Genomic DNA, 22,351 nt, shown 5'->3' on the forward strand with positions numbered 1-22,351 from the left:
ACTCCGCCGGCGGCCTCTGCCCCGCTCGTGCCGCCACTGCCGGCGTTGCCGCGCCGGGCCGACGTCGTCCCGTCCGTCCTGTCCGTCCCGTCCCTCCTGTCCGTGCTGCCGGTCGTGGCGGTCGTCGTGCTGCTGGGGCTGCCCGTGGCACCGGACGGCGGCGCCACCCCTGCCGACGCGGCGTCGGGGCTGGTGGTGCTGTGTGCCGTCGTCGACACCGTGCGGCGGACCCGGCGACCGCTGACGCGGACGGCGGCGGTCGTGCTCGGGCTGCCCGTGGTGGGCATCGCGGCCGCCGCGGCCGGGGCGATGACCGCCGGGGACGCGATCGCCGGACTGGCCCGCTATCTGCAGGTGTTCGTGCTCGTCCCGGTCGCGGTGCTGCTGCTGGTGCGCGGCCGGACGGGCGCCCGGCTGGTGCTGTGGTCCCTGATCGGCCTCGCGCTGTGGCAGGGGGCCGTCGGGGTGCAGCAGTACCTCACCGGGACCGGGGCGTCGTATCAGGGGGCCGACATCCGGGCGGTGGGCACGTTCGGGCCGACCGACGTGATGGGCATGGCGACCGTGGTCGCGATCGGGGTCGTGGCCGCGACGGGGCTGGCCCTCGGGACGCGGGCGCGGCGGGCGCGGGTCGTGGCGGCCGGGTGTGCGCTGGTCCTGCTCGTGCCGCTCGCGCTGTCCTTCAGCCGGGGTGCCTGGATCGCCACGGCCGTGGCCTGCGGGGCGCAGCTGCTGATGGGCGGGGTACGGCGGGCGGTGGCGGTGCTGGCGGCGGCGGGCGCGGCGGCCGTGGTGCTGGTGGGCGGGTTCGGGGTGGGCGCAGCGGTGCTTGAAGAGCGGCTGACCAGCATCACCCGGGTCGCCGACGCGCCGGACCAGTCGGTCGTCGACCGGTACACGATGTGGGCGGCGGCGGCCGGCATGTGGCGCGAGCATCCGGTGACCGGCGTGGGGCTGAAGGCCTTCCCCGCGCACCGGGACGGGCATGCCTCGCTCGCGCTGTCGTCGGGCAGCGACACGGAGGGGGCGGGCCAGGCCTACCACCGCCGGCCGCTGCTGTCCCCGCACAACATGTACCTGCTGCTCCTCAGCGAGCAGGGGCTGCTGGGCCTGCTCACGGTGGCGGGCAGCTGGTCGGCCCTGCTGGTGTGCGCCCTGCGCCGGCTGCGGCGGAGCGGACGCGCCCGGGACTGCGCGTTCCCGCTGTGCGGGCTGCTGGTGTGGCAGCTCGTCAACTTCCTGTACGCCGACATCGGCGGACCCTCCACCGTACTGACGGCCGTGTGCTTCGGCCTCGCCGCCTGGTGGGCCCTCGCCCCCCGGGAGACGGCGGCCCCGGCCGCGGAACCGGGCCCACGATGAGGCCCCGGCCGACGACGACGGGGGACGCTCCCGGCCACCCGTCCGGCACGCAGGGCCTGCGGCCCGCCGAAGGCAGCCACCGCGGGCACGCACCCGGCACGGCCAACCGGGCCACCCTGCAAGCCGCAGGCCCCGACGACAACCGGCGCACCCCCACCCCCGCCCCCACGCCCGCAGCCGACCCACGCACGCACGTGCCCTCGGAGCGTCTGCTCGCCCGGGCGACGTTGCTCTCCGCCGTGCTGGCCGTCGCCGGTGCGGTGCTCGGGCTCGGGCGGGATCAGGCGCTCGCGCATCTCTTCGGTGCGGGGGCGGACACCGATGCGTTTCTGGTGGCCTGGACGGTGCCGGAGATGGCGTCGACGTTGCTGATCGAGGACGGGATGGCGTTCGTGCTGGTGCCCGCGTTCAGCGTGGCGCTGGCGCGGCGGGCGGCGGGCGGGACCGGGTCGCCCGATCCCGTGCGGGCCCTGGTCGCCGCCTCGCTGCCGCGACTGTGCCTCGTGCTCGCCGGTGCGGCCGCCCTGCTCGCGGCCGGGGCGCCGTTGGTGGTGTCGGCTCTCGCGCCCGGCCTGCCCGACCCGGCCCTGGCCGTGTCCTGCACCCGGCTGACCGCGACCTGCGTGCTGAGTTTCGGGCTGGCCGGGTACTGCAGCGCGGCACTGCGGGCCCACCGCAGCTATCTCGTCCCGGGCGCCATCTACATCGCCTACAACCTCGCGATCATCACCACGATGGTCGCCCTCGCCCGGCACTGGGGTGTGCGGTCCGCCGCGCTCGGGGTGGCGCTCGGCGGGTGCGTGATGGCCGCCGTACAGGCACCGTCCCTGTGGCGGCGGATCGCGGGGCGCCCCGGCCCGCCCTCCGAGCGGACGGCGCCGCCTGCGCCGCAGGCACTCGCGCTCGGCCTGGTCTGCGCGGTCCTGCTGTTCACGCTGTGCCGGCAGTCGCAGGTCCTCATCGAGCGCTCCTTCGCCTCGGGGCTGCCGTCCGGTGCCATCTCGCACCTCAACTACGCCCAGAAGGTGGCCCAGGTGCCGATGTCGCTGGCGATGATGGTGTGTGTCGTCACCTTCCCGGTGGTGGCGCGGGCGATCGCCGAGGGCGACACGCGGCGGGCCAGGGACCGGGTCGAGCGGGACCTGGTGCTGATGGCCTGCCTCGTGCTGCTCGGTGCCGCCGTGGTCGTGGCCTGTGCCCCGCAGCTCGTCCAATTGCTGTTCCAGCGCGGCGCGTTCACCGCCCAGGACACCGTCGCGACCGCCGCCGTCATGCGGGTGTACGCGGCCGGACTGCTCGGGCACATGCTGGTGGGGGCGCTCGTGCGGTCGTACTTCTCGGCAGGCCGGACGACCTGGTATCCGCTGGGCGCGATGGGCGCGGGCGCGCTCGTCACGGTCGTCGTCGGCGCCTGGGCCGTGGGCCCCTGGGGGGCGCCCGGCATCGCCGCGGCCAACGCGGCCGGCATCACCCTGACGGCGCTGCTCCTGCTGCACGGCCTGGGCCCGCGCAGCGTGCCCGTGCGGGTCCGCCGGGTCGTCGCCGGGCTGGCCCGGCCGGTGTGCGCGGCCGTCGGCGCCACCGGGGCCGGGCTGGTCTGCGCCGGGCTGTTCGCCTCGCCCGCCGTGTCCGTGGCCGCCTGCTGCATCTGTGTGAGCGCCGTCTTCCTGCTGCTGGCCTGGCTCCTGGACGCGGCGGACACCCGCTCCCTCCTGCTTCCCGTCCCGCATTCCGTCCGCAGCTCCCTCACACGAAAGCCCCGTCACACGAAAGCTGAGCCATGGTCGTTGACATCTCCGCCCCACCTCGCGCGCCCGAACCCGGACCAGGACCAGGACCCGAACCGGCCACGAAAGGACGTCTGAAGCGGCGTCCCGCCGCCTGGGTGGCCATGTACCACTCCGTCTCGGACTGCCCGGACGACCCGTACAACATCAGCGTCACCCCCGCGCGTCTCGACCAGCAGCTCGCCTGGCTGGCCCGCCGCGGTCTGCGCGGAGTGAGCGTCCGGGAGCTGCTCGCGGCGCGCGCCCTGGGTGCGGAGCGCGGCCTGGTGGGGCTCACCTTCGACGACGGGTACGCCGACTTCGTCACCGCCGCCCTGCCCGTGCTGCGCCGCCACGGTTTCACGGCCACGGTGTTCGTGCTGTCCGGGAGGGTCGGCGGCGAGAACGCATGGGAGCCGACCGGCCCGCGCAAGCCGCTGCTCGACGAGGACGGCATCCGCCGTGCCGCGGCCGCGGGCATGGAGATCGCCTCGCACGGTCTCACCCACGTCGATCTGACCACGGCCCCGGAGGACGTCCTGCACAGCGAGGCCGACGACAGCCGGCACCGGCTCGCCGCCCTCATCGGGGACGACGTCGAGGGGTTCTGCTATCCCTACGGCCGTATCGACGAGCGCGCCGCCGCCGCGGTGCGCCGGGCCGGTTACCGCTACGCCTGCTCGATCGCCCCGGGCCCGGCCGGCTGCGGGGACTTCGCGCTGCCCCGCATCCACGTGGGGCAGGCGGACACGCCGGTGCGGCTGGAGCTGAAGCGGCGCCTGGCCCGGGTCTGCGGCCGTGCTCTGGAGGCGTCGTGAAGGCGCTGCACATCATCACCGGACTCGGCGTCGGCGGAGCGGAGCAGCAACTGCGCCTGCTGCTGCGCCACCTGCCCGCGCAGTGCGACGTGGTGGCGCTGACCAACCCCGGCCCGGTCGCCGAGGGCCTGACCGCCGACGGGGTCCGCGTCACCCACCTCGGGATGGGCGGCAACCGCGACCTCGGTGTGCTGCCCCGCCTGATCGAGGTGATCCGCTCCGGCCGCTACGACCTCGTCCACACCCATCTGTACCGGGCCTGCCTCTACGGCCGGATCGCGGCGCGGCTCGCGGGCGTCGAGGCCGTCGTGGCCACCGAGCACTCGATCGGCGAGACCCGGCTGGAGGGCCGTCCACTCAACGCGGGCGTGCGCGCGCTGTACCTGGCCGGTGAGCGCCTCGGCCGCGCCACGGTGGCCGTCTCGCCGACGGTGGCCGAGCGGCTGCGGCACTGGGGCGTGCCGGAGCAGCGCATCCGGGTCATCCCGAACGGCATCGACGCGTCCCGGTTCCGCTTCGACGAGGCGCGCCGCAAGGAGGCCCGGGCGTTCCACGGGCTGCCGGAGAACGCGTTCGTCGTCGGGGGTGTGGGGCGTCTCGCCCCGGGCAAGCGTTTCGACCTGCTCGTGCAGGCGCTGGGTCTGCTGCCCCTCGACGTACGGCTGCTGCTGGTCGGCGGCGGGCCCGAGGAGGAGACGCTGCGGCGCACCGCCCGGGATCTGGGCCTCGCGGAGCGGGTGGTGCTGACGGGCGAGCGGCCGTATCAGCCCGACCCCGGCGACAAGGCACCCGGCCTGGTCTCGCTGCTGTCCGCGATGGACGTGCTCGCCTCGCCGTCGCCGGAGGAGTCCTTCGGCCTGGCCGTGGTGGAGGCGCTCGCGGCCGGGCTGCCCGTGCTGTACACGAGCTGCCCGGCCGTCGAGGACCTGCCGCCGGACGCCGCGCCCGGAGCCCGGCGCGTCACGGGCGGCGCGGGGGCGTACGCGCGGGAGGTACTGCGGCTGCGGGCGGCGGGGCCGGGCGAGCGGACCGTCCCGGAGGTCGTCCGCCGCTACGACATCGCGTGCACGGCGCGGCAGCTGATGGATCTGTACACGGCCGCTGTGTCCGGCTCGGCTCCGGATGTGTCCGGCTCGACTTCGGAGGTGGGTTCCTCATGACGGACAACCCCGCTCGGCGCGTGTGGTGGTGGCTGCCGGCCGGCGCGCTGCTCGGTGCCGTGGCCGGTGGCGCCTACGGCCAGTTCAAGCCGCCGGAGTACACGGCGACGAGTTCCGTCGTCGCCGTCCCGACCGGCAGGACCGAGTCCGACTGCACCGACGCGCTCGGTTTCGCTCAGGCGTACGGCCGGATGGCCCCGCAGCTCGCGGTGCTGGGGGACGCTCAGGTGTGGGCGGGTGTGCCGGTGTCCACGCTGCGCGACAGCGTGGAGGTCGCGACCTCGCCGGACGCGCCGATGGTCGCGGTCTCGGCGACGTCGTCGAGCCCCGGTCAGGCGGTCGACATGGCCGACGCGGTGTCCCACGCGCTGATCACGCAGGCGGACCACACCAAGGACCGCACCGGCATCCGGCTGGAGCGCCTCGCCCGCGCCCTGAAGCCCTCCGAGCCGTCGTCGGCGTCCCCGGCGCTGACCTCTCTGGTGGGCGCGAGCGCCGGAGGTCTGCTGGGCGGCCTGGCCCTGCTGGCCCGGCCGCGGCGGGCCACGGAGGAGGAGGGCGAGGACAGGGGCCGGGCCCCGGTGCCCGGCCCGGCAGGCGCCGCCGACGCCCACGGAACACGCGGGTGACCGCATCGGCGCGCGCCCTGTCGGTGGAGGTGTGCACCGAGGAGCGTGCCTTCGCGGAGCTGGCCGGGGAGTGGGAACGGCTGTACCGGGCGTGCCCTTCGGCGACGCCGTTCCAGAGCCATGCCTGGCTGCACTCGTGGTGGCTGTCGTACGGCAGAGCGGGCAGGCTGCGGCTCGTCCTGGTGCGCAGGGGCGGTGAGTTGGTGGCGGCGGCCCCGATGATGCGCGTGCACCACCCGCTGCCGGCGCTGGTGCCGATCGGCGGTGCCATCACCGACCTGTGCGATGTGCTCATCGACGACGAAGTGGCCGCGCCGGGCGCAGGAGCCCTGGCGGACGCACTGGCCGGCCTGGCCCGCACGGCGCTGATCGACTTCCGTGAGGTGCGGCCGGGCGGTGCGATGGAACGGGTCTACCTGTGCTGGCGGGGCCCGCGGCACCGGCTGCGCGACTCGATGTGCCTGGAGCTGCCCGGCGTACCCATGGACCAGTTGGTCGAGCGCCTGTCGTCACGGCACGCCCAGCGGGTCCGCAACAAGGTGAGCCGGCTGGCCCGGCTCGGCATCGAGTGGCGTGTCGTGCCCCACGACGAGACCGGGGCCGCGCTGCGCCGGCTCCTCGAACTGCACCGGCTGCAGTGGGAGGGCCGGAAGATGTCGGCGGAGCACATGCGGCCGCGCTTCCTGGAGCACCTGGTCCGGTCGGTGGCGCCCATGGCCCGCTGCGGCCGGGCGGCGGTGACGGAGTTCCTGCTCGAAGGGGCGGTGGTGGCGGTCAATCTGAACCTGCTGTCGGAGGGGATGACGGGCACGTATCTGTACGGCTTCCACCCGCGGTTGCGGGAGCGGAAGGTGGACGTGGCGGCGATGCTGCTGCACGCCTCCACCGAGCACCTCGTGTCCGACGGCGGGCACCGGGTGCTGAGCCTGCTGCGCGGCGACGAACCGTACAAGTACCGCTGGCACCCCGAGTCGGCCCCCAACCAGCGGTTCCTGCTGGCGCGGCGCCGCACTCTCCCGCTCCTGGCCGTCGCGGCCGGCGAGGGGGCCGCGCGGCACAGGGCCAGGAAGGTCCTGCGCCACACCCGCGGCACCGCGGATCACCGGTAGCGCTCCGCCCCTTCCTGGCAGACGGTGAGCTTGCCGCCCGTCTGGTGCTCGAGCCAGTCGGGGAGGTCCACCGGGGTGCAGCGAGGCAGCTCGGAGGGCACCGGCACCGGGGTCGCCGGGTCGTACGTGTCCTCCGAGTCATCCGGGTCACCCGAGTCATCCGGGTCGCCCGGGTCGCCGGGGGCCGTGGGCACGGACGGGGCGGGGACCGACGGCCCCGGTTCCGGCCGCGGGAGGGGCGGGTTGGACAGCAGCGCGCGGTAGAGGGCGGAGGCGCGGGGATTGTCGGAGCACAGCCAGACGCCGTGCGGGCAGTAGTCGGTGATGGTGTTGTACAGCGGCTTGTGCTCGTCCATCCACGCGAGCATGCGCAGCATGTACCGGATGTTGTCGCCGTTGCGGAACAGGCCCCATTCCGGGTACGAGATCGGCTTGCCGTGCAGGCGCGCGAAGTCCACGTGGTGCTGCAGGCCGTAGGGCTCGGCCACCTGCTCGTCGAAGCCGATCCCGCGCGGCTGGTCGTACGCGTCCATGCCGATGATGTCGACGACGTCGTCGCCGGGGTAGCACTCGGGCCAGGGGATCGCGTCCATGCCCCGGCTCGGGGCGAAGTCGAACCGGAACTTCTGTCCGGGGACCGAGCGCATGACGGTGACGATGCGTTTCCAGTACTGCTTCCAGCTGTCCGGGTCGGGGGCGCAGCGGTGGGTGTAGGTGATGCCGTTCATCTCCCAGCCCAGCACGATGACCGTGTCCGGCACGCCCAGGTCGACCAGCCGCTCGGCCAGCGCCTCGAAGTGGTCGTCGTACGCGCCGTCCGCGGCGCTCTGCAACAGCTGTCTGACGGTCCGGTCGGGGAGGTCGTCCTCGTTGCGTTCCATCATCGGGACGTTGAGCACGAGCAGCCGGTCGGGCTTGGCCCGCCGCCACTCGGCCCAGCTGTCGAGGAAGCCGTGCCCGCCCTCGATGTTCTCCCATGCGTCGCCCGGCAGATAGGTGTGTCCCACGCGCAGTTCGTGCCCGCCCAGCCACTGGCTGAGCTCCTTCATGCGCTGCACTCCGGCGGGCCCGTAGTGGAGGAACGCACCGAACGCGGGGTTGTACGCGGCCACCCCCGCCGGGGCGGGCGCGGGGCGCCGCGGGTCGGGGCGGGAGGCGTCGTCGTCGGCCCCGAAGGCCGCACCGGGAGCGAGGGACGCCGCGGCCAGCACTCCGGCGGTGATGAACGCCAGTCCGGTGCGGGCGGACCGGCGATGGTGAGGGGCCATGCATCCTCCTTGGTGCAGCTCCTTCCGCTAGTGATACGTAGTCATATAGGGACGTACTGCGCCATTTGAGTGCGGCCGAACGGACCCTCGGCTGCCGAGACCCTCGACCGCCGAACGGGCTCTCAGTTGCGGTACAGCGCCTCGATGTCGGCCGCGTACGCCGCCGTCACCGCGTGCCGCTTGACCTTCAGGGATGGGGTGAGCATGCCGTTGTCCTCGTTGAACTCCCCCTCGACCAGGGTGAAGGCACGGATCGACTCGGCCCGGGAGACGGCCTCGTTGGCGTAGTCGACGGCCTTCTGGACGTCGGCGCGCATCCGGGGGTCACGGATCACGTCGGCCATCGGGGTGTCGGCGGGCAGCTTGCGCACGGCGAGCCAGTGGGCCACCGCGTCGGGATCGAGGGTGATCAGGGCGGCGACGAAGGGACGGTTGTCGCCGACGACGAGGCACTGGCCGACCGGCGGGCGGCTGCGCAGGCGGTCCTCCAGGACGGCCGGGGAGACGTTCTTGCCGCCGGAGGTGACGAGGATGTCCTTCTTGCGGCCGGTGATGGTGAGGTAGCCGTCCTCGTCGAGGGAGCCGAGGTCGCCGGTGGCGAACCAGTCGTCCTGGAGCACGGCGTCGGTGGCGGCCGGGTTGTTCCAGTACGAGCCGAAGACGATGCCACCCTTGATGAGCACCTCACCGTCGTCCGCGATCCGCACGGCCGTTCCGGGAACGGGTCGGCCGACCGTGCCAGGCCGGGGCTTCAGCGGCGGGACGATGGTGGCGGCGGCGGTCGTCTCGGTCAGGCCGTAGCCCTCGTAGACGATGATTCCGGCGGCGTAGAAGAACAGGTTGAGGCCCCGATCCAGCGGGGACCCGCCGCTGATGGCGTAGCGCATGCGGCCGCCGAGCTCCTTGCGGATACGGCGGTAGACCAGCAGGTCGTACAGCGCCCAGGCGGCGTAGAGGCCGGGGCCGGGGCCCTTGCCCGTGCCGAGGAACTTGTTCAGGTAGGCCTCGCCGAAGCGGACGCCGATGCGGTCGGCGCGGTCGAAGGAGGCGCCGCGGCCGATCTTCTCGGCGGTCGCCCGGCCGGTGTCGTGGATCTTCTCGAAGAGGTACGGGACGCCGACGACGAAGGTCGGGCGGAACTCCCTGAGCGCCGGGCGGAGTTCGTCGGGCTTGATGCTCGGGCAGTGGCCGATCTCGATGCGGGCCATCAGGCAGGCGATCTGGAGGGTGCGGCCGAGGATGTGGGCGAGCGGGAGGAAGAGAAGGGTGGAGGCCTCCTGGCCGGTGACCTCCTTGAAGATCGGATGCAGCAGCTCGACCGTGTTGGCGGCCTCGGCGTGGAGGTTGCCGTGGGTGAGGACGCAGCCCTTCGGCCGGCCGGTGGTTCCGGAGGTGTAGCAGACGGTGGCGATGGTGTCGGGGGTGAGGGCGGCGCGGCGCTTGGCGACCTCGTCGTCGGTGAGGTCGTGGCCGAGGGCGGTGAGGGCAGCGACCGCCCCTGCCTCCAACTCCCAGATTTTCGGCGGTTGTTGGTGACCGGACGTGCCTGTCGTCACCGTCTGCGTGTTCTCGTCCGTCTCGGTGATGACATGGCGGGCGCCCGAGTCGCGGACGATCCACTCCACCTGGTCGGCCGAGGAGGTGGCATAGACGGGCACGGTCTGGCCGCCCGCCGCCCAGATGGCGAAGTCCAGGACCGTCCACTCGTAGCGGGTGCGGGACATGACGGCAACGCGGCCGCCGGGTTCCAGGCCGGCCGCGATCAACCCCTTGGCCACGGCGGTGACTTCGCGGGCGAAGGCCGTGGCGGTGACGGGGTGCCAGGCGGCGCCCTGCCTGCGGCGGAGCACTACGGCGTCGGGGGCCTCGGCCGCGTTGGTGTAGGGCAGGTCGGCGGTGGTGCCGGTGGTCGGGCGGGGGGCGAGGGGCGGGGTGCGCGCCTCGCGGACCACGCCCTCGGCGTCCTTGACGATCTCGACAGTGGTGCGGTCCATCAGGTCGGTGCGCTGCTTCGCCCGCTTCAGATCCTTGCGTACGCCCATGACGGCTCCCGGTGCCAGTTGGACTTACTCGGGAGTCAACTTACTCGCGCGTAAGGGAAGGTCAATGGGTCGGCGCGTGGCGAAGGTGTGTGCCTCTGTACGTTGCTGTACGACCATCCCCCACGGAAGGAAACCCGTGTCTTCCCGACGTCTCCGGTCCGCCCTGGTCGCCGCATGCGCCGCCGCGGCCGTGTCCTTCGCCGGCACCGCACCGGCCGCCGCACACACCGCGGCTCCGGTTCGGGCGGCGTCCGTCGCCCACGGACTCACCTCGCTGACCGACCTGTTCACCGAGCGGCTGCTGCTCGCCGACAAGGTCGCCGCCGCCAAGTACGACACCGACAAGCCGATCGACGACCCCGTGCGCGAGCAGCAGATCCTGGACGACGTCGCCGCCCGGGCGGCTGGGCTCGGCCTCGATCCGGACGCGACGAAGGCCGTCTTCCGGGACCAGATAGAGGCCAACAAGCTGGTGCAGCGCGGGCTGTACGCACGCTGGGACGCGCATCCCGAGGAGCGTCCCACCGAGCGGCCCGACCTGGTCAAGGAGGTGCGCCCGGCACTCGACCGCATCACCACCCGGCTGCTGGACACCCTCAAGGACACCCAGCGGCTGCGGACGTCGCCGTCCTGCGAGCCGCGCCTGGGTGTCGCCGCCCTGCGGTCCGCGTACGGCCATGAGCTGGACGCGCTCCATGGGGAGGGGCTCGTACGGGCACTGCCCTCCGTCTGCGCGGACTGAACCGGCGACCTCGGCACCGTACCCGCACCCGTACCCGCACCCGTCCCTCAGTCCGTCACCCTGTCCGCCCGGCCGATGGCCTCGGCGAGCTGCCGCACCTCCCGGTCCTCCGTCTCCTTCGCCAGCTCAGCGGCGCGCTTCTCGAGCTCGCGGAGGGACGGGGCACCCGGCAGGGAGCTCCAGCGGTCGTCTCCGTCACGCAGGGCGTCGGCGAAGTAGGCGGCGGTCGCGGTCACCTGGAACCTCGGGGAGGCGTCGCCCAGGGAGTCGTGCAGGGAGCCGGTCTCCAGTCGGCCCGACTCCTCGTGCGGGGCCCGGGTCCTCGGGTCGAGCCAGCGGACGCTCGCCGTGGCGAGGTGGCCTTCGGTGCCGGGCCTGGTGCGGACGGCGTAGAGGGCGGTGACCGTGTGGCCGGGCCCGATCTCGCCGCCGTCGACGCGGTCGTCCCGGAAGTCCTCGTCGGCGACCTGACGGTTGTCGTAGCCGATGAGGCGGAAGTCGGCGACCGTCGCCGGGTCGAAGGCGACCTGGGCCTTGGCGTCGCGGGCGGTGAGGTCGATGTTGCGCGGGAGGTCGTCGCAGAAGACCTCCCGGGCGTCCTCGTCGCTGGAGACGTACGCCGTGTGCCCGTCGCCCTTGTCGGCCAGGCGTTCCATCAGGGCGTCGCCGTAGTCGCTGCCGACGCCGACGCCGAAGAGGGTGATGCCGTGTTCGCGGCGTTCCGAGGAGATCCGCTCCAGGATGGTGTCCGCGTCGGTGTCCCCCGTGTTGGCCAGGGCGTCGGAGACCAGGACGACGCGGTTCGTGGCGCCCTCGCGCAGGCCCTCGACGGCCGTTTCGTAGCCGGTCTCCACGCCCGCGCCCAGGTTGGTGGAGTCGGTGGGCTCCAGGCTGTCGATCGCGTCGTGGATGTCGTCCCGGTTGCCGTCGAGGCGGGTCATGGGCAGGACCGTCTCGGCTTCGTCGCTGAAGGTGACGAGGGCGACCGAGTCGTCGTCGCGCAGGCGGTCGGTCATCACGCCGAGGGAGTCCTTGGCCAGGTCCAGACGGCCCGGTTCGGCCATGGAGCCGGAGATGTCGATGACGAAGGTGAGGGCGGCGGACGGGCGTTCACCGGCGTCCTCGGCCGGGCGGGTGGCCAGGCCCACGCGGACCAGGGACCAGTCCTCGTCGTCGGTGCGGGCGCCGTCGACCGTGACCGTGAAGCCGTTGCCGTCGGGGCGGTCGTAGTCCTGCCGGAAGCTGTTGACGAACTCCTCCGGGCGGACCGTCGACGGGTCGGGCAGCCGGCCCTCGGCGAGGGTGCGGCGGGCGTAGCCGTAGGAGGCGGTGTCGACGTCCAGGGCGAAGGTGGAGAGGTGGTCGGGGGCGGGCGCGAACTCACGGGAGTCCGAGTCGCCGGTGCCGTTGTGCTCACCGGTTCCGCCGATGCCGCCCGTCCTGCCGGTTCCGCCCGAGTCGGGAGCCGGGAAGCCGTTGCTGTTCTTGCCGCCGTCCGCCGAGCTGCTCCCGCTGTCCCCGGCGCTGCAACCGGTGAGCAGCAGGCCGCCCGCCGCGGTGAGTGCGAGGAGGGCGGCGCGCAGCCGTCGTATCCGGTACCTCTCCATCGTTCGTGCCCCCTGGGTCCGTTGACGTCGACTTCTGCGACTGTGACGGGCCAGGGGGCCGGAACGTGCGCTACGGAGCGTTGCGGATGGGTCTCGAATACGGCACGGGGGCGGCCCTTCGAGACCGGTGGGTGATCCTCCGGTGACCTACGAGACCACGTCCTTGCGCGCGAAACCGCGGAAGGCCAGCGCGAACAGGACCAGGGCGTACGTTACGGAAATCGCCGTGCCCTGGATCATGCCGGACCACTCGGGGCGGGGCTGGACCGCGTCCGCCCACGCGAACTGCCAGTGCGCGGGCAGGAAGTGGCGCCAGTCGCCGAGGGCGGTCACCGCGTCGAGGACGTTGCCGACGATGGTCAGACCCACCGCACCGCCGACCGCGCCGAGCGGTGCGTCCGTCCTGGTCGAGAGCCAGAACGCCAGGCCCGCGGTGACCAGTTGGGACACGAAGACGTACGCCACCACCACCAGCAGGCGCTGCGCCGCCGTGGCCGTGTCGAGCGAGCCGCCGGTGGGGATCTGGAGGGGACCCCAGCCGTAGGCGGCCGTACCGACCGCCAGCGCGACCAGGGGCAGGATGATCATCGCGGCGAGGCTCAGCCCCAGGCCGACCACGAGCTTGGACCACAGGAGGCGGGCTCGGGGTACGGGGGCCGCGAGGAGGTAGCGCAGGGAGGACCAGCCGGCCTCCGACGCCACCGTGTCCCCGCAGAAGAGGGCCACCGGAATGACCAGCAGGAAGCCCGCGGAGACGAAGAGGTTGACCGCGGCGAAGTTCGCGCCGGACGCCGTGGCCGTGTCCATCAGGGTGATGCGGTCGCCGCCGCCGTCCGGCTCGCCGCCGATCGCGAAGGCGGCGACCAGGACGAACGGCAGGACGGCGAGGATGCCGAACATGACCAGCGTCCGGCGCCGCTTCAGCTGGCGGACGAACTCCACCCGCAGGGGCAGCGTGCGGCCCGCCCGGTAGCCGGAGGCGACCTCGGTGCGCTCGGTGAGCGTGCTCATGCGGAGCCTCCGATCAGAGTGAGGAAGGCGTCTTCCAGGCGGCGGTGCGGGCCGACGGACTGGACGGGCACCTCCAGCCGTACGAGTTCGGCGACCAGGCGCTGGGCGCTGCCGTCGCCGTCCAGGCGGACGAGCAGGCCCTCGTCTGTGCTGATCGCCGAGGCGATGCCGGGCAGCGCCGCCACCTTCTCCACGACCGGCTCCTCGACGGGCGCCGCCGTGCCGACGAGCAGCGTGTCGCCGGAGCCGACGATCTCGGCGACCGGACCGGCCTGCACGAGGCGGCCGCGGTCCATGACCACGAGGTGGGTGCAGGACTGCTCGACCTCGGCCAGCAGGTGGCTGGAGACGATCACTGTGCGGCCGGCGGCCGCGTACCGGATCATCACCTCGCGCATCTCGCGGATCTGCGGCGGGTCGAGGCCGTTGGTCGGTTCGTCGAGGATGAGGAGGTCCGGCATGCCCAGCATGGCCTGGGCGATGGCCAGGCGCTGGCGCATGCCCTGGGAGTACGTGCGGACCGCGCGGGCCAGTGCGTCGCCGAGGCCGGCGATCTCCAGGGCCTCGTCGAGGTGGGCGTCCTCGGGCGGGCGGCCGGTGGCCTGCCAGTACAGCTCCAGGTTCTCGCGGCCGGACAGGTGCGGCAGGAAGCCCGCGCCCTCCACGAAGGCGCCGACGCGGGAGAGGACGGGTGCGCCGGGCCGGATGGCGTGGCCGAAGACACGGATCTCGCCGGCGTCCGGCTTGATCAGGCCCATCAGCATGCGCAGGGTCGTCGTCTTGCCCGCGCCGTTGGGCCCGAGGAGGCCGAGGACCTGGCCCTTCTCGACGCGGAAGGACAGGTCCCTGACCGCGTAACGGTCCTCCGAGCCCGCGTACCGCTTGCTCAAGTCGGTGATCTGCAGCGGGACTTCGGCCAGCTCGGGATCGGGTGCGGGGGTGGCGGTGCGGCGGCGGGCCGTCAGCAGCAGGGCCAGGGCGATGAGCGCGCCGGTGAGCGGCAGCCACCACACCCAGGACGGCAGCGGGGCCGCGGCGGTGCTCACGCCGGGGGCCGTCGGGACCGACAGGTCGCCCTTCAGGGAGACCGTGTACGTCGCCGGGGCGGCCGGGGAGGCGTAGCCGAGGTCCGTGGAGGACAGGACCAGGCGCAGGCGGTGGCCCTTCTCGATGCCGTAGTCGATGGCGGGGAGCGTGAGCGTCACGTCCTCGCCGGCCTTGGCGCCCTCGACGCGCAGGGGCGTGACCAGCTGCGAGGGCAGCACCTGCTGGTTGCCGTCGGGGCCGACGTCGTAGACCTTGGCGAAGAGCACCGCGTCGTCGCCGGTCGACTTCACGTGGACGGTCGCCGTCGGGGAGCCGGTGATGCGCAGGTTGTCGGTGACCGGCGCCGACTGGAAGGCGGCGAACTGGCCGGGGAAGTCCAGCGAGATCCCCACGCCCAGCGAGGACAGCTGGGCGAGGCCGCCGGAGCCGCCGAGGCCGGGGAGGGCGGAGACGGCGGGCGGGTTGGCGCCGGCCGGGTTGGCGAAGCTCTGTTCGCCGCCGGTGAGCGGGACCGGCTTGCGGCCGCTGTCCAGGCCGGGGTACGCGTCCGCGCTCGCGCCCCGCAGCTGGGCCCGGCCGTCGGTGGAGTCGACGCCTCCGGTGCGGGTGACGCGGAAGGCGGGGCCCGTGTCGGCGCTCTTGTCGTCCTTGAGGTAGCGGTCGAACCAGGACACCACGCGGCCCTGGATCCGGCTCGTCTCCATGTCGCCGCCGTCATGGCCGCCGGCGATCCAGTCGACGTCGACCGGGGCACCGTTGGCGCGGATGGCCTTCGCCGCCCGGTCGGCCTGGCCGAGCGGGAAGAGGGAGTCGGACTGGCCCTGCACGAGCAGCGTGGGCACCTTGATGCGGTCGCCGACGGCGGACGGCGAGCGCTCCTCCAGCATGGTGCGGGCCTGCGCGTCCGGGATGCCGGACTCGGCGACCCGGTCGTACATCGCGCAGATCTGCTTCTCGAACCTGGCGCAGCCGCCGCCCGTGTTGACGAAGATGCCGGCCCAGAGCTTCTTGAAGACGCCGTTCGGGAACAGGGCGTCCGCGAGGTTCCAGTACGTGATCGCCGGGGCGATGGCGTCCACCCGGTCGTCGTGGCCGGCGGCGAGCAGCGCGATCGCGCCGCCGTAGGAGCCGCCCGCCATGCCGACCCGTGGGTCGCCGGCCTTGTCGAGCTGGACCTGGGGCTGCTTCGCCAGCCAGTCGAGCAGCCGGGAGACGTCGGCGACCTCGCCCTTCGGGTCGTTCAGCCCGATCCTGCCGGTCGACCGGCCGAAGCCGCGGGCCGACCAGGTCAGCACCGCGTAGCCGTCGCGGGCGAGGTCCTCGGCCTGCTGCCGTACGTCGTTCTTGCTGCCGCCGAAGCCGTGTCCCAGCAGGACGGCCGGGCGGCGTCCCGTGGTGCCGGACGTGAAGAACGAGGTGTCGATGCGTACCCCGTCTCCCATGTCCATGACCCGGTCGGCGCGGCGCACCTGCGGCGGGTCGTCGGCGGCGACGGCCGTCCATGTCCCGGCACCGGCCAGGACGACGACGGAGGCCGCGGCGGCGATCCACCGGCGCGGCCTCCGTACGCGTCCGCGCAGTCCGGACAGTCGAAGATCCATGTTTCAACGGTACGGGGTGAAGCTGTCGGGGAGTTGTCGACCAGAGAGCGAACCGGGGGACCTCCCACGGGCGTACGGGGCCGCCGCGGCATACCGCGTCCGTGGTACGCGGGCCGGCCACGCGATGTCCGGAAATGCACCTGGCGGGACATTCCTCCCCTGTCATACTTTTCGGCACCCGAGTGCCCTGCTGGACGAAAGCGGGAACAACCACATGACACGTGGCACCGTTCTGCCGGGATCAGGGCATCTCGACGACCGCCAGCGCCGCATACGGCGCAGCCCGCTCCTTTTCACCACACCCGTCGCGCTGGTCGCCGTACTGACCATCATGGCGATCTGGGAGATAACCAGGGGGAATCTCTCCCCGCACAGCAAAGATCATTGGCCGTGGCGGTTTTCGCTGCTCAGCCAGGAAGCGCTGTCCAGTCTTCTGGCCGTGGCGATCGGCTTTGTGTTCGCGCGCGCACAGTACTCGCGGACGGTGAGGCCGATCGTCGGCTGGAACGGGTACGTCAGCAAGGACACCCCGGCCATGAGCAGCCGACTCGTCTGGGTCGTCCGAGTCCGCAACGGAGGCATGCACAGCGCCATCCTGAAGAGCGTCGACTACCACGTGCAGCCGAAAGGTGAACTGACTCCCGCCGCGGATGTTCAGTGGCAGGGATTCGAGGCCGCCATCGCGAGGCTCGAATCGCTGGGCCTGCGCATCGGGAAGGACTTCGACCTGAACGCACTGGGCCCCGGATCGCCGCTCACCGTGGCGGGTGAGCACCCTGGCGTGTACGTGGCTCATCTTTCGATACCGGCGATCTCTTTGCTCGACAACTTGTACATCCGCGTACGCGTGATCGATGCGGTTGGAGACACCCATGAGCGAATCGTTCACTGCCTTCGGGCAGCCGAAGTCGAAATACGCAGCGCTCGCGCCGCCGACGAGCCCTGAACAGCCCTCGCCGGCGACCGGGCACGGCACCCCGGAATCCAGGGTGATGACGAATCCTGCACCCGAGGCGGAGGCGAACGACGATGACCGAGGCTGGCCCGCCACGTTCCAGTCCTGCATCTGAGGCGGACGAAGCAGCCCACACCGCACCGTTGCGGCAACTCGTCCTCAAGGTGCACAGCCGCTGCGATCTGGCCTGCGACCACTGCTACGTCTACGAGCACGCCGACCGGAGCTGGCGCGGCCGGCCACCTGTCATGTCCGCCGAGGTGGTCTCACGGACAGCGGCCCGCATCGCCGAGCACGCCGCCGCCCACGGGATCGGCACGATGCACGTCATCCTGCACGGTGGGGAGCCGCTCCTGGCGGGGCACACCCGGCTGCGCCGGGTGGCGGAGGAACTGCGCCGGGCCTTGCCGGGCCACTGCGAGCTGGACCTGCGCATCCAGACGAACGCAGTACGGCTCGACGAGCGCTTCTGCGAGCTCTTCCGGGACCACGACATCAAGGTCGGCGTCTCGCTGGACGGCGACCGGTCGGCGCACGACCGCCACCGCCGCTTCCGGGACGGCCGCGGCAGTCATGACCAGGTGCTGCGCGGCGTACGACTGCTGCGGCAGCCTCGCTACCGGCACCTGTTCGCCGGGCTGTTGTGCACGGTCGACCCGGAGAACGATCCGCTGCGGGTCTACTCCGCCCTCCTGGAACTGGCCCCTCCCCGGATCGACTTCCTGCTGCCGCACGCCACGTGGGACCAGCCGCCCGCTCGTCCGGACGGCAGGGCCACCCCCTACGCCGACTGGCTGATCACCATCGCCGAGGAGTGGTTCGCGACCGGGCGTCCCGTGCCGGTGCGTCTCTTCGCGTCCGTCCTCAGCCTCCTGGCGGGCGGCCCGAGTTTCGTGGAGTCCCTGGGGACCACGTCGGTCGATCACGTGGTGATCGAGACGGACGGCACCATCGAGCAGGCGGACTCCCTCAAGACGGCCTACGACGGCGCGGCGGCCACCGGAATGGACGTCTTCTCCCACAGCCTCGACGAGGTCGCCGACCACCCCGGACTGCGGGAGCGGCGACGGGGGCTCGCGGACCTGTGCGCGACGTGCAGGTCGTGCCCGCTGGTGCGGGTGTGCGGCGGCGGCCTGTACGCCCACCGCTTCCGCTCCGGCAATGGATTCGACAACCCGTCGGTCCACTGCCCCGACCTGACGAAGCTGATCGGTCATTTCCGGAATCGCTTCCCGGTGCCCGCCCTGGGCCAAGGCAGCTGACAGGGGACTCATGGCGCACAGACTCGACAACCCCGCGTTCCTGTCGGCCCTGGACGAGGAGACGCTGACCGCCGAGCTCCACGCCCTCGGCATCCGCCCCGGCACGGTCCTGCTCACCCACTCCTCGCTGCGGGGCCTGGGCCCGGTGCGGGGAGGCAGCCGGACCGTGGTGCGTGCTCTGCGGGCCGCCCTCGGCCCGGACGGCACCCTCGTGGTGCCCACCTTCACCCCGGAGAACTCCGACACCTCCCCCGTCTACCGGCAGCGGGTACAGGGGCTGACCGCGGCGCAGGTGGCCGAGCTGCGCCGCCGGATGCCCCCGTTCGATCCCGCGTACACCCCGGCCCGGTCGACCGGGCGGCTCGCCGAGGAGGTGCGCACGCACCCCGAAGCGCTGCGCAGCAGCCATCCGCAGACCTCGTTCGCGGCCATCGGCCCGCTCGCACGGCGGATCGTCTCCGGCCATGCGCCGCGCTGCCACCTCGGTGAGGACTCCCCCATGGCCAAGCTGTACGACGTGGGGGCGCAGGTGTTGCTCCTCGGCGTGGGCTTCGCTTCGTGCACCGCGTTCCACCTGGCCGAATACCGTGTGCCCGAGAAGCCGGTCCGTGAGTACCACTGCGTGATCCGGGACCGGGGTGCCCGGACGTGGTGGAGTTTCACGGACGTGGCACTCGACGACAGCGACTTCGTGGACGTCGGCGCCTCCTTCGAGCGGAGCGGGGCCGCCGTCCGGGCCGCGACCGTGGGCAGGGCCACGGCGCGGCTGTTCGCGTTCAGGGCGGCCGTCGATCACGCGGTCGGGTGGCTCACGGCGCACCGCCCAGGTCCGCGCCGGGGATAGCCCGGACCCGTCGTCGCCCTACCGCGGCTCAGGCCTGCGCGTCCTCCGGGAGCGTCACCAGCCAGCGGGTTTCGCGGCGCGGGCGCAGGTACAGGGCCCAGTACAGGGTGGCTACGGCCGTGATGCCGCCCGTCCAGAGCAGGTAGCTCGTCTCCTGCCGGCTCAGGATGTACACCAGGACCACGATCAGCAGCACGGGCATCGCGGGCCACAGCGGCATGCGCCATGCCGGGCCGTGCTTGTGAGCGCCCCGGCGGGCCAGTAGCGCGGCCACGGCGACGAGCAGGTACATGCCGGTCACCGAGACGCCCGTGACGCCGTACAGGGTGTCGAGGTCGACGAAGCAGAGGGCGGCGCCGGGGACGCCGACCGCGAGGGTGGCCACCCAGGGGGAGCCGAAGCGGCCGAGCTTGGCGAGGACGGTGTTGACCGGCCGGGGCCAGGCCTTGTCGCGGGCCGAGGCGAACAGGACGCGGGAGTTCTGGATGACCATGACGATGCCCGCGTTGACGATCGCCAGGGCCACGCAGAGGCTGACGAAGGTGCCGACGGCGGAGTTGGACCAGGCGGTGACCATGGTGCTCAGGTCGCCGCCGGTCAGCTCCGCGAGGTCCGAGGCGCCCAGGGTGATGGCGACGACCGGCACCAGGATGATCACGGTGGAGATGCCGAGGGTGGCGAGGACGGTGCGGGCGACGTTGCGGCGCGGGTTCTCCAGTTCCTCGGAGAGGTAGACGGCGGTCGAGAAGCCCTGGGTGACGAAGAGGGCGATCGCGAGGCCGGTCACGATCAGCAGGGTCGTCACGGTGTCCGTGCCACCGTCGGCGCCGGCCACCTGCAGGGAGACCAGGCTGCCGGGGCCGCGCTCGGCGTGGGCGAAGCCCAGTACCGCCACCACGCCCGCCGCGACGACCTCCAGGACCAGGAAGACGCCGGTGATCCAGGCGTTGGCACGCAGGTCGAGCAGGCCGGCGAGGGTGGCGAGCAGCATGACGCCGGCGCCGGTCATGGCCGGGTCGAGGTGCACGATCGGGGCGAGGTAGTCGGCGGTGCCCATCGCGATCACCGGCGGGACGACCATCACGACCAGGAGGGACAGGACGAAGACCAGCCAGCCCGCCAGCCGGCCGGCCAGCGTCGACACCATCGCGTACTCGCCGCCCGCGCTGGGGATCAGGGTGCCGAGCTCCGAGTAGCAGAACGCCACCGCGACGCAGAGGAGGGAGCCGATGGCGATGGTGAGGGCGGTGGCGGTGCCGAGCGAGCCGAACAGGTCGGGGACGACCACGAAGAGGGTGGAGGCGGGGGTCACGCAGGAGAGCGTGAGGAGGGTGCCGCCGACGACCCCGATGGAGCGCTTGAGCTTCTGGGGGCTGTCGGGCGCCTCGGCGACGGCGGTCTCGACAGGGCGGAGCGTGTCGGTCATACGGCGGTTCCGATCGACTCGGGCAGCGGATTGGCTGCATGGAACCCCGACGAAAACCGTCACGTCAATGCCTGTTTACCTACGGAATCCGTAGCCGCAAGACGCTTTCACTGATCATTTGAGCACCACGAGTCAGTCGGATGCGGTTGCTCGGCGCCCTACGGGAACCGCAGGGCGCCGAGCGAAAAAACCTCAGTGGTTGCGCGGGAAGCCCAGGTCGACGCCGGAGGGAGCGTCGGCCGGGTCCGGCCAGCGGGTCGTGACGACCTTGCCGCGCGTGTAGAAGTGCGTGCCGTCGTTGCCGTAGATGTGGTGGTCGCCGAAGAGGGAGTCCTTCCAGCCGCCGAAGCTGTGGTAGCCGACGGGGACCGGGATCGGGACGTTCACGCCGACCATGCCGGCCTCGATCTCCAGCTGGAAGCGGCGGGCGGCGCCGCCGTCCCGGGTGAAGATCGCGGTGCCGTTGCCGAACGGCGAGTTGTTGATGAGGGCCACGCCCTCCTCGTACGTGTCCACACGCAGCACACTCAGCACCGGGCCGAAGATCTCGTCCTGGTAGGCCTTCGCGCTGGTCGGCACCTTGTCCAGCAGCGAGATGCCGATCCAGTGGCCGTCCTCGAAGCCCTCGACGGTGTAGCCGGTGCCGTCGAGGACCACCTCGGCGCCCTCGGCCGCCGCGCCCGTGACATAGGAGGCCACCTTGTCCCGGTGCGCGGCGGTGATCAGGGGACCCATCTCGGAGGTGGGGTCGTTGCCGGGGCCGATCTTGATCTTCTCGGCGCGCTCGCGGATCTTCTCCACCAGCTCGTCGCCGATCGAGCCGACCGCGACCACGGCGGAGATGGCCATGCAGCGCTCGCCCGCCGAGCCGTAGGCCGCGCTCACGGCGGCGTCGGCGGCCGCGTCCAGGTCGGCGTCCGGGAGGACCAGCATGTGGTTCTTGGCGCCGCCGAGGGCCTGGACGCGCTTGCCGTTGGCGGAGGCGGTGGTGTGGATGTAGCGGGCGATCGGGGTCGAGCCGACGAAGGAGACGGCCTTGACGTCCGGGTGCTCCAGCAGGCGGTCGACGGCCACCTTGTCGCCGTGCACGACGTTGAAGACGCCGTCCGGCAGCCCGGCCTCGGCCAGCAGCTCGGCGATCCTGATCGACGCCGACGGGTCCTTCTCGCTCGGCTTCAGCACGAAGGTGTTGCCGCACGCGATGGCGAGGGGGAACATCCACATCGGCACCATCGCCGGGAAGTTGAACGGCGTGATGCCCGCGACGACGCCCAGCGGCTGCCGGATCGCGGCCACGTCGACACGGCTGGCGACCTGCGTCGACAGCTCGCCCTTCAGCTGCACGTTGATGCCGCACGCGAGGTCGACGATCTCCAGGCCACGGGCCACCTCACCGAGGGCGTCGGAGTGCACCTTGCCGTGCTCGGCGGTGATCAGCTCCGCGATCTCGTCGCGGTGGGCGTCCAGCAGCGCCCGGAATTTGAACAGGATGGACGTGCGCTGGGCCAGCGAGGACTGGCCCCAGGTCAGATACGCGTCCTTGGCGGCCGCGACCGCCGCGTCCACCTCGTCGACCGAGGCGAACGCGACCTTCGTGGTGACGGCGCCGGTCGCCGGGTCGGTGACCGGCCCGAACGTGCCCGACGCGCCTTCGACGGCCTTGCCGCCGATCCAGTGGTTGACGATCTTCGTCATGACCGGT

Annotated in this window: 16 protein-coding genes and 1 pseudogene; 10 read left to right on the forward strand and 7 right to left on the reverse strand. The window is 72.5% G+C overall.

The window, feature by feature from the left end; all coding sequences use genetic code 11:
• Window positions 1-45 precede the first annotated feature (45 nt).
• Genes ACIBU0_RS39465 through ACIBU0_RS39490 form a run of 6 tightly spaced genes read left to right on the forward strand, consistent with a single transcriptional unit; the run spans window position 46 to window position 6,844 of the window.
• Window positions 46-1,362 (forward strand): O-antigen ligase family protein, encoded by a 1,317-nt coding sequence (locus ACIBU0_RS39465; protein WP_398828707.1) that lies wholly within the window; start codon window positions 46-48, stop codon window positions 1,360-1,362.
• The gene (locus ACIBU0_RS39470) at window positions 1,359-3,227 is read left to right on the forward strand and encodes a lipid II flippase MurJ (RefSeq protein WP_398828461.1); all 1,869 of its coding nucleotides are present in this window, start codon (window positions 1,359-1,361) and stop codon (window positions 3,225-3,227) included. Before ACIBU0_RS39465 ends, ACIBU0_RS39470 begins: the two co-directional genes overlap by 4 nt.
• Window positions 3,143-3,946 carry a polysaccharide deacetylase family protein gene (locus ACIBU0_RS39475; protein ID WP_398828463.1) on the forward strand — a complete coding sequence of 268 codons (804 nt, stop codon included), beginning with the start codon at window positions 3,143-3,145 and terminating at the stop codon, window positions 3,944-3,946. The genes ACIBU0_RS39470 and ACIBU0_RS39475 overlap by 85 nt, the downstream gene beginning before the upstream one ends.
• Window positions 3,943-5,106 carry a glycosyltransferase gene (locus tag ACIBU0_RS39480; RefSeq protein ID WP_398828465.1) on the forward strand — a complete coding sequence of 388 codons (1,164 nt, stop codon included), beginning with the start codon at window positions 3,943-3,945 and terminating at the stop codon, window positions 5,104-5,106. Before ACIBU0_RS39475 ends, ACIBU0_RS39480 begins: the two co-directional genes overlap by 4 nt.
• The gene (locus ACIBU0_RS39485) at window positions 5,103-5,735 is read left to right on the forward strand and encodes a lipopolysaccharide biosynthesis protein (protein WP_398828467.1); all 633 of its coding nucleotides are present in this window, start codon (window positions 5,103-5,105) and stop codon (window positions 5,733-5,735) included. Before ACIBU0_RS39480 ends, ACIBU0_RS39485 begins: the two co-directional genes overlap by 4 nt.
• Window positions 5,732-6,844, forward strand: a complete 1,113-nt coding sequence (locus tag ACIBU0_RS39490; RefSeq protein WP_398828469.1) for a GNAT family N-acetyltransferase — start codon at window positions 5,732-5,734, stop codon at window positions 6,842-6,844. The genes ACIBU0_RS39485 and ACIBU0_RS39490 overlap by 4 nt, the downstream gene beginning before the upstream one ends.
• On the opposite strand, the gene ACIBU0_RS39495 is transcribed toward ACIBU0_RS39490, so the two are convergent.
• Both ACIBU0_RS39495 and ACIBU0_RS39500 read right to left on the reverse strand, forming a co-directional pair.
• Window positions 6,835-8,112 carry a glycoside hydrolase family 26 protein gene (locus ACIBU0_RS39495; RefSeq protein ID WP_398828472.1) on the reverse strand — a complete coding sequence of 426 codons (1,278 nt, stop codon included), beginning with the start codon at window positions 8,110-8,112 and terminating at the stop codon, window positions 6,835-6,837. The two genes, ACIBU0_RS39490 and ACIBU0_RS39495, sit on opposite strands and share 10 nt — an antisense overlap.
• A gap of 122 nt (window positions 8,113-8,234) precedes the next feature.
• Window positions 8,235-10,154 carry an AMP-dependent synthetase/ligase gene (locus ACIBU0_RS39500; protein WP_398828474.1) on the reverse strand — a complete coding sequence of 640 codons (1,920 nt, stop codon included), beginning with the start codon at window positions 10,152-10,154 and terminating at the stop codon, window positions 8,235-8,237.
• A gap of 136 nt (window positions 10,155-10,290) precedes the next feature.
• Here ACIBU0_RS39500 and ACIBU0_RS39505 point away from each other — a divergent pair, with 136 nt between their 5' ends.
• Entirely contained in the window at window positions 10,291-10,896 is a 606-nt protein-coding gene (locus ACIBU0_RS39505) for a chorismate mutase (RefSeq protein ID WP_398828476.1), read from the forward strand.
• A gap of 47 nt (window positions 10,897-10,943) precedes the next feature.
• Here ACIBU0_RS39505 and ACIBU0_RS39510 read toward each other — a convergent pair whose 3' ends face one another.
• From ACIBU0_RS39510 to ACIBU0_RS39520, 3 genes are all read right to left on the reverse strand, one after another.
• Window positions 10,944-12,503 (reverse strand): von Willebrand factor type A domain-containing protein, encoded by a 1,560-nt coding sequence (locus ACIBU0_RS39510; RefSeq protein WP_398828478.1) that lies wholly within the window; start codon window positions 12,501-12,503, stop codon window positions 10,944-10,946.
• 147 nt (window positions 12,504-12,650) lie between these two features.
• Entirely contained in the window at window positions 12,651-13,514 is an 864-nt protein-coding gene (locus ACIBU0_RS39515) for an ABC transporter permease (protein WP_398828480.1), read from the reverse strand.
• Window positions 13,511-16,162 (reverse strand): CocE/NonD family hydrolase, encoded by a 2,652-nt coding sequence (locus ACIBU0_RS39520; RefSeq protein WP_398828482.1) that lies wholly within the window; start codon window positions 16,160-16,162, stop codon window positions 13,511-13,513. The genes ACIBU0_RS39515 and ACIBU0_RS39520 overlap by 4 nt, the downstream gene beginning before the upstream one ends.
• 214 nt (window positions 16,163-16,376) lie before the next feature.
• Here ACIBU0_RS39520 and ACIBU0_RS39525 point away from each other — a divergent pair, with 214 nt between their 5' ends.
• The 3 genes and pseudogenes from ACIBU0_RS39525 (at window position 16,377) to ACIBU0_RS39535 (ending at window position 19,223) form a co-directional block, all read left to right on the forward strand.
• Window positions 16,377-17,108 (forward strand): hypothetical protein, encoded by a 732-nt coding sequence (locus ACIBU0_RS39525; protein WP_398828484.1) that lies wholly within the window; start codon window positions 16,377-16,379, stop codon window positions 17,106-17,108.
• A gap of 152 nt (window positions 17,109-17,260) precedes the next feature.
• Window positions 17,261-18,346 (forward strand): annotated as a pseudogene (locus ACIBU0_RS39530) (FxsB family cyclophane-forming radical SAM/SPASM peptide maturase); the annotation flags it as partial.
• Window positions 18,347-18,389: 43 nt separating this feature from the next.
• Window positions 18,390-19,223, forward strand: a complete 834-nt coding sequence (locus ACIBU0_RS39535) for an aminoglycoside N(3)-acetyltransferase (protein WP_398828486.1) — start codon at window positions 18,390-18,392, stop codon at window positions 19,221-19,223.
• A 28-nt stretch (window positions 19,224-19,251) separates the two neighbouring features.
• Here the strand turns inward: ACIBU0_RS39535 and ACIBU0_RS39540 are convergent, their stop codons facing one another.
• Both ACIBU0_RS39540 and mmsA read right to left on the reverse strand, forming a co-directional pair.
• Window positions 19,252-20,649, reverse strand: coding sequence for an APC family permease (locus tag ACIBU0_RS39540; RefSeq protein ID WP_398828488.1), 1,398 nt, complete (start codon window positions 20,647-20,649; stop codon window positions 19,252-19,254).
• A gap of 192 nt (window positions 20,650-20,841) precedes the next feature.
• Window positions 20,842-22,344 carry a CoA-acylating methylmalonate-semialdehyde dehydrogenase gene (gene mmsA / locus ACIBU0_RS39545; RefSeq protein ID WP_398828490.1) on the reverse strand — a complete coding sequence of 501 codons (1,503 nt, stop codon included), beginning with the start codon at window positions 22,342-22,344 and terminating at the stop codon, window positions 20,842-20,844.
• Window positions 22,345-22,351: the final 7 nt, after the last annotated feature.

It is taken from the genome of Streptomyces sp. NPDC049627, from assembly GCF_044465645.1.
Lineage (GTDB): Bacteria > Actinomycetota > Actinomycetes > Streptomycetales > Streptomycetaceae > Streptomyces.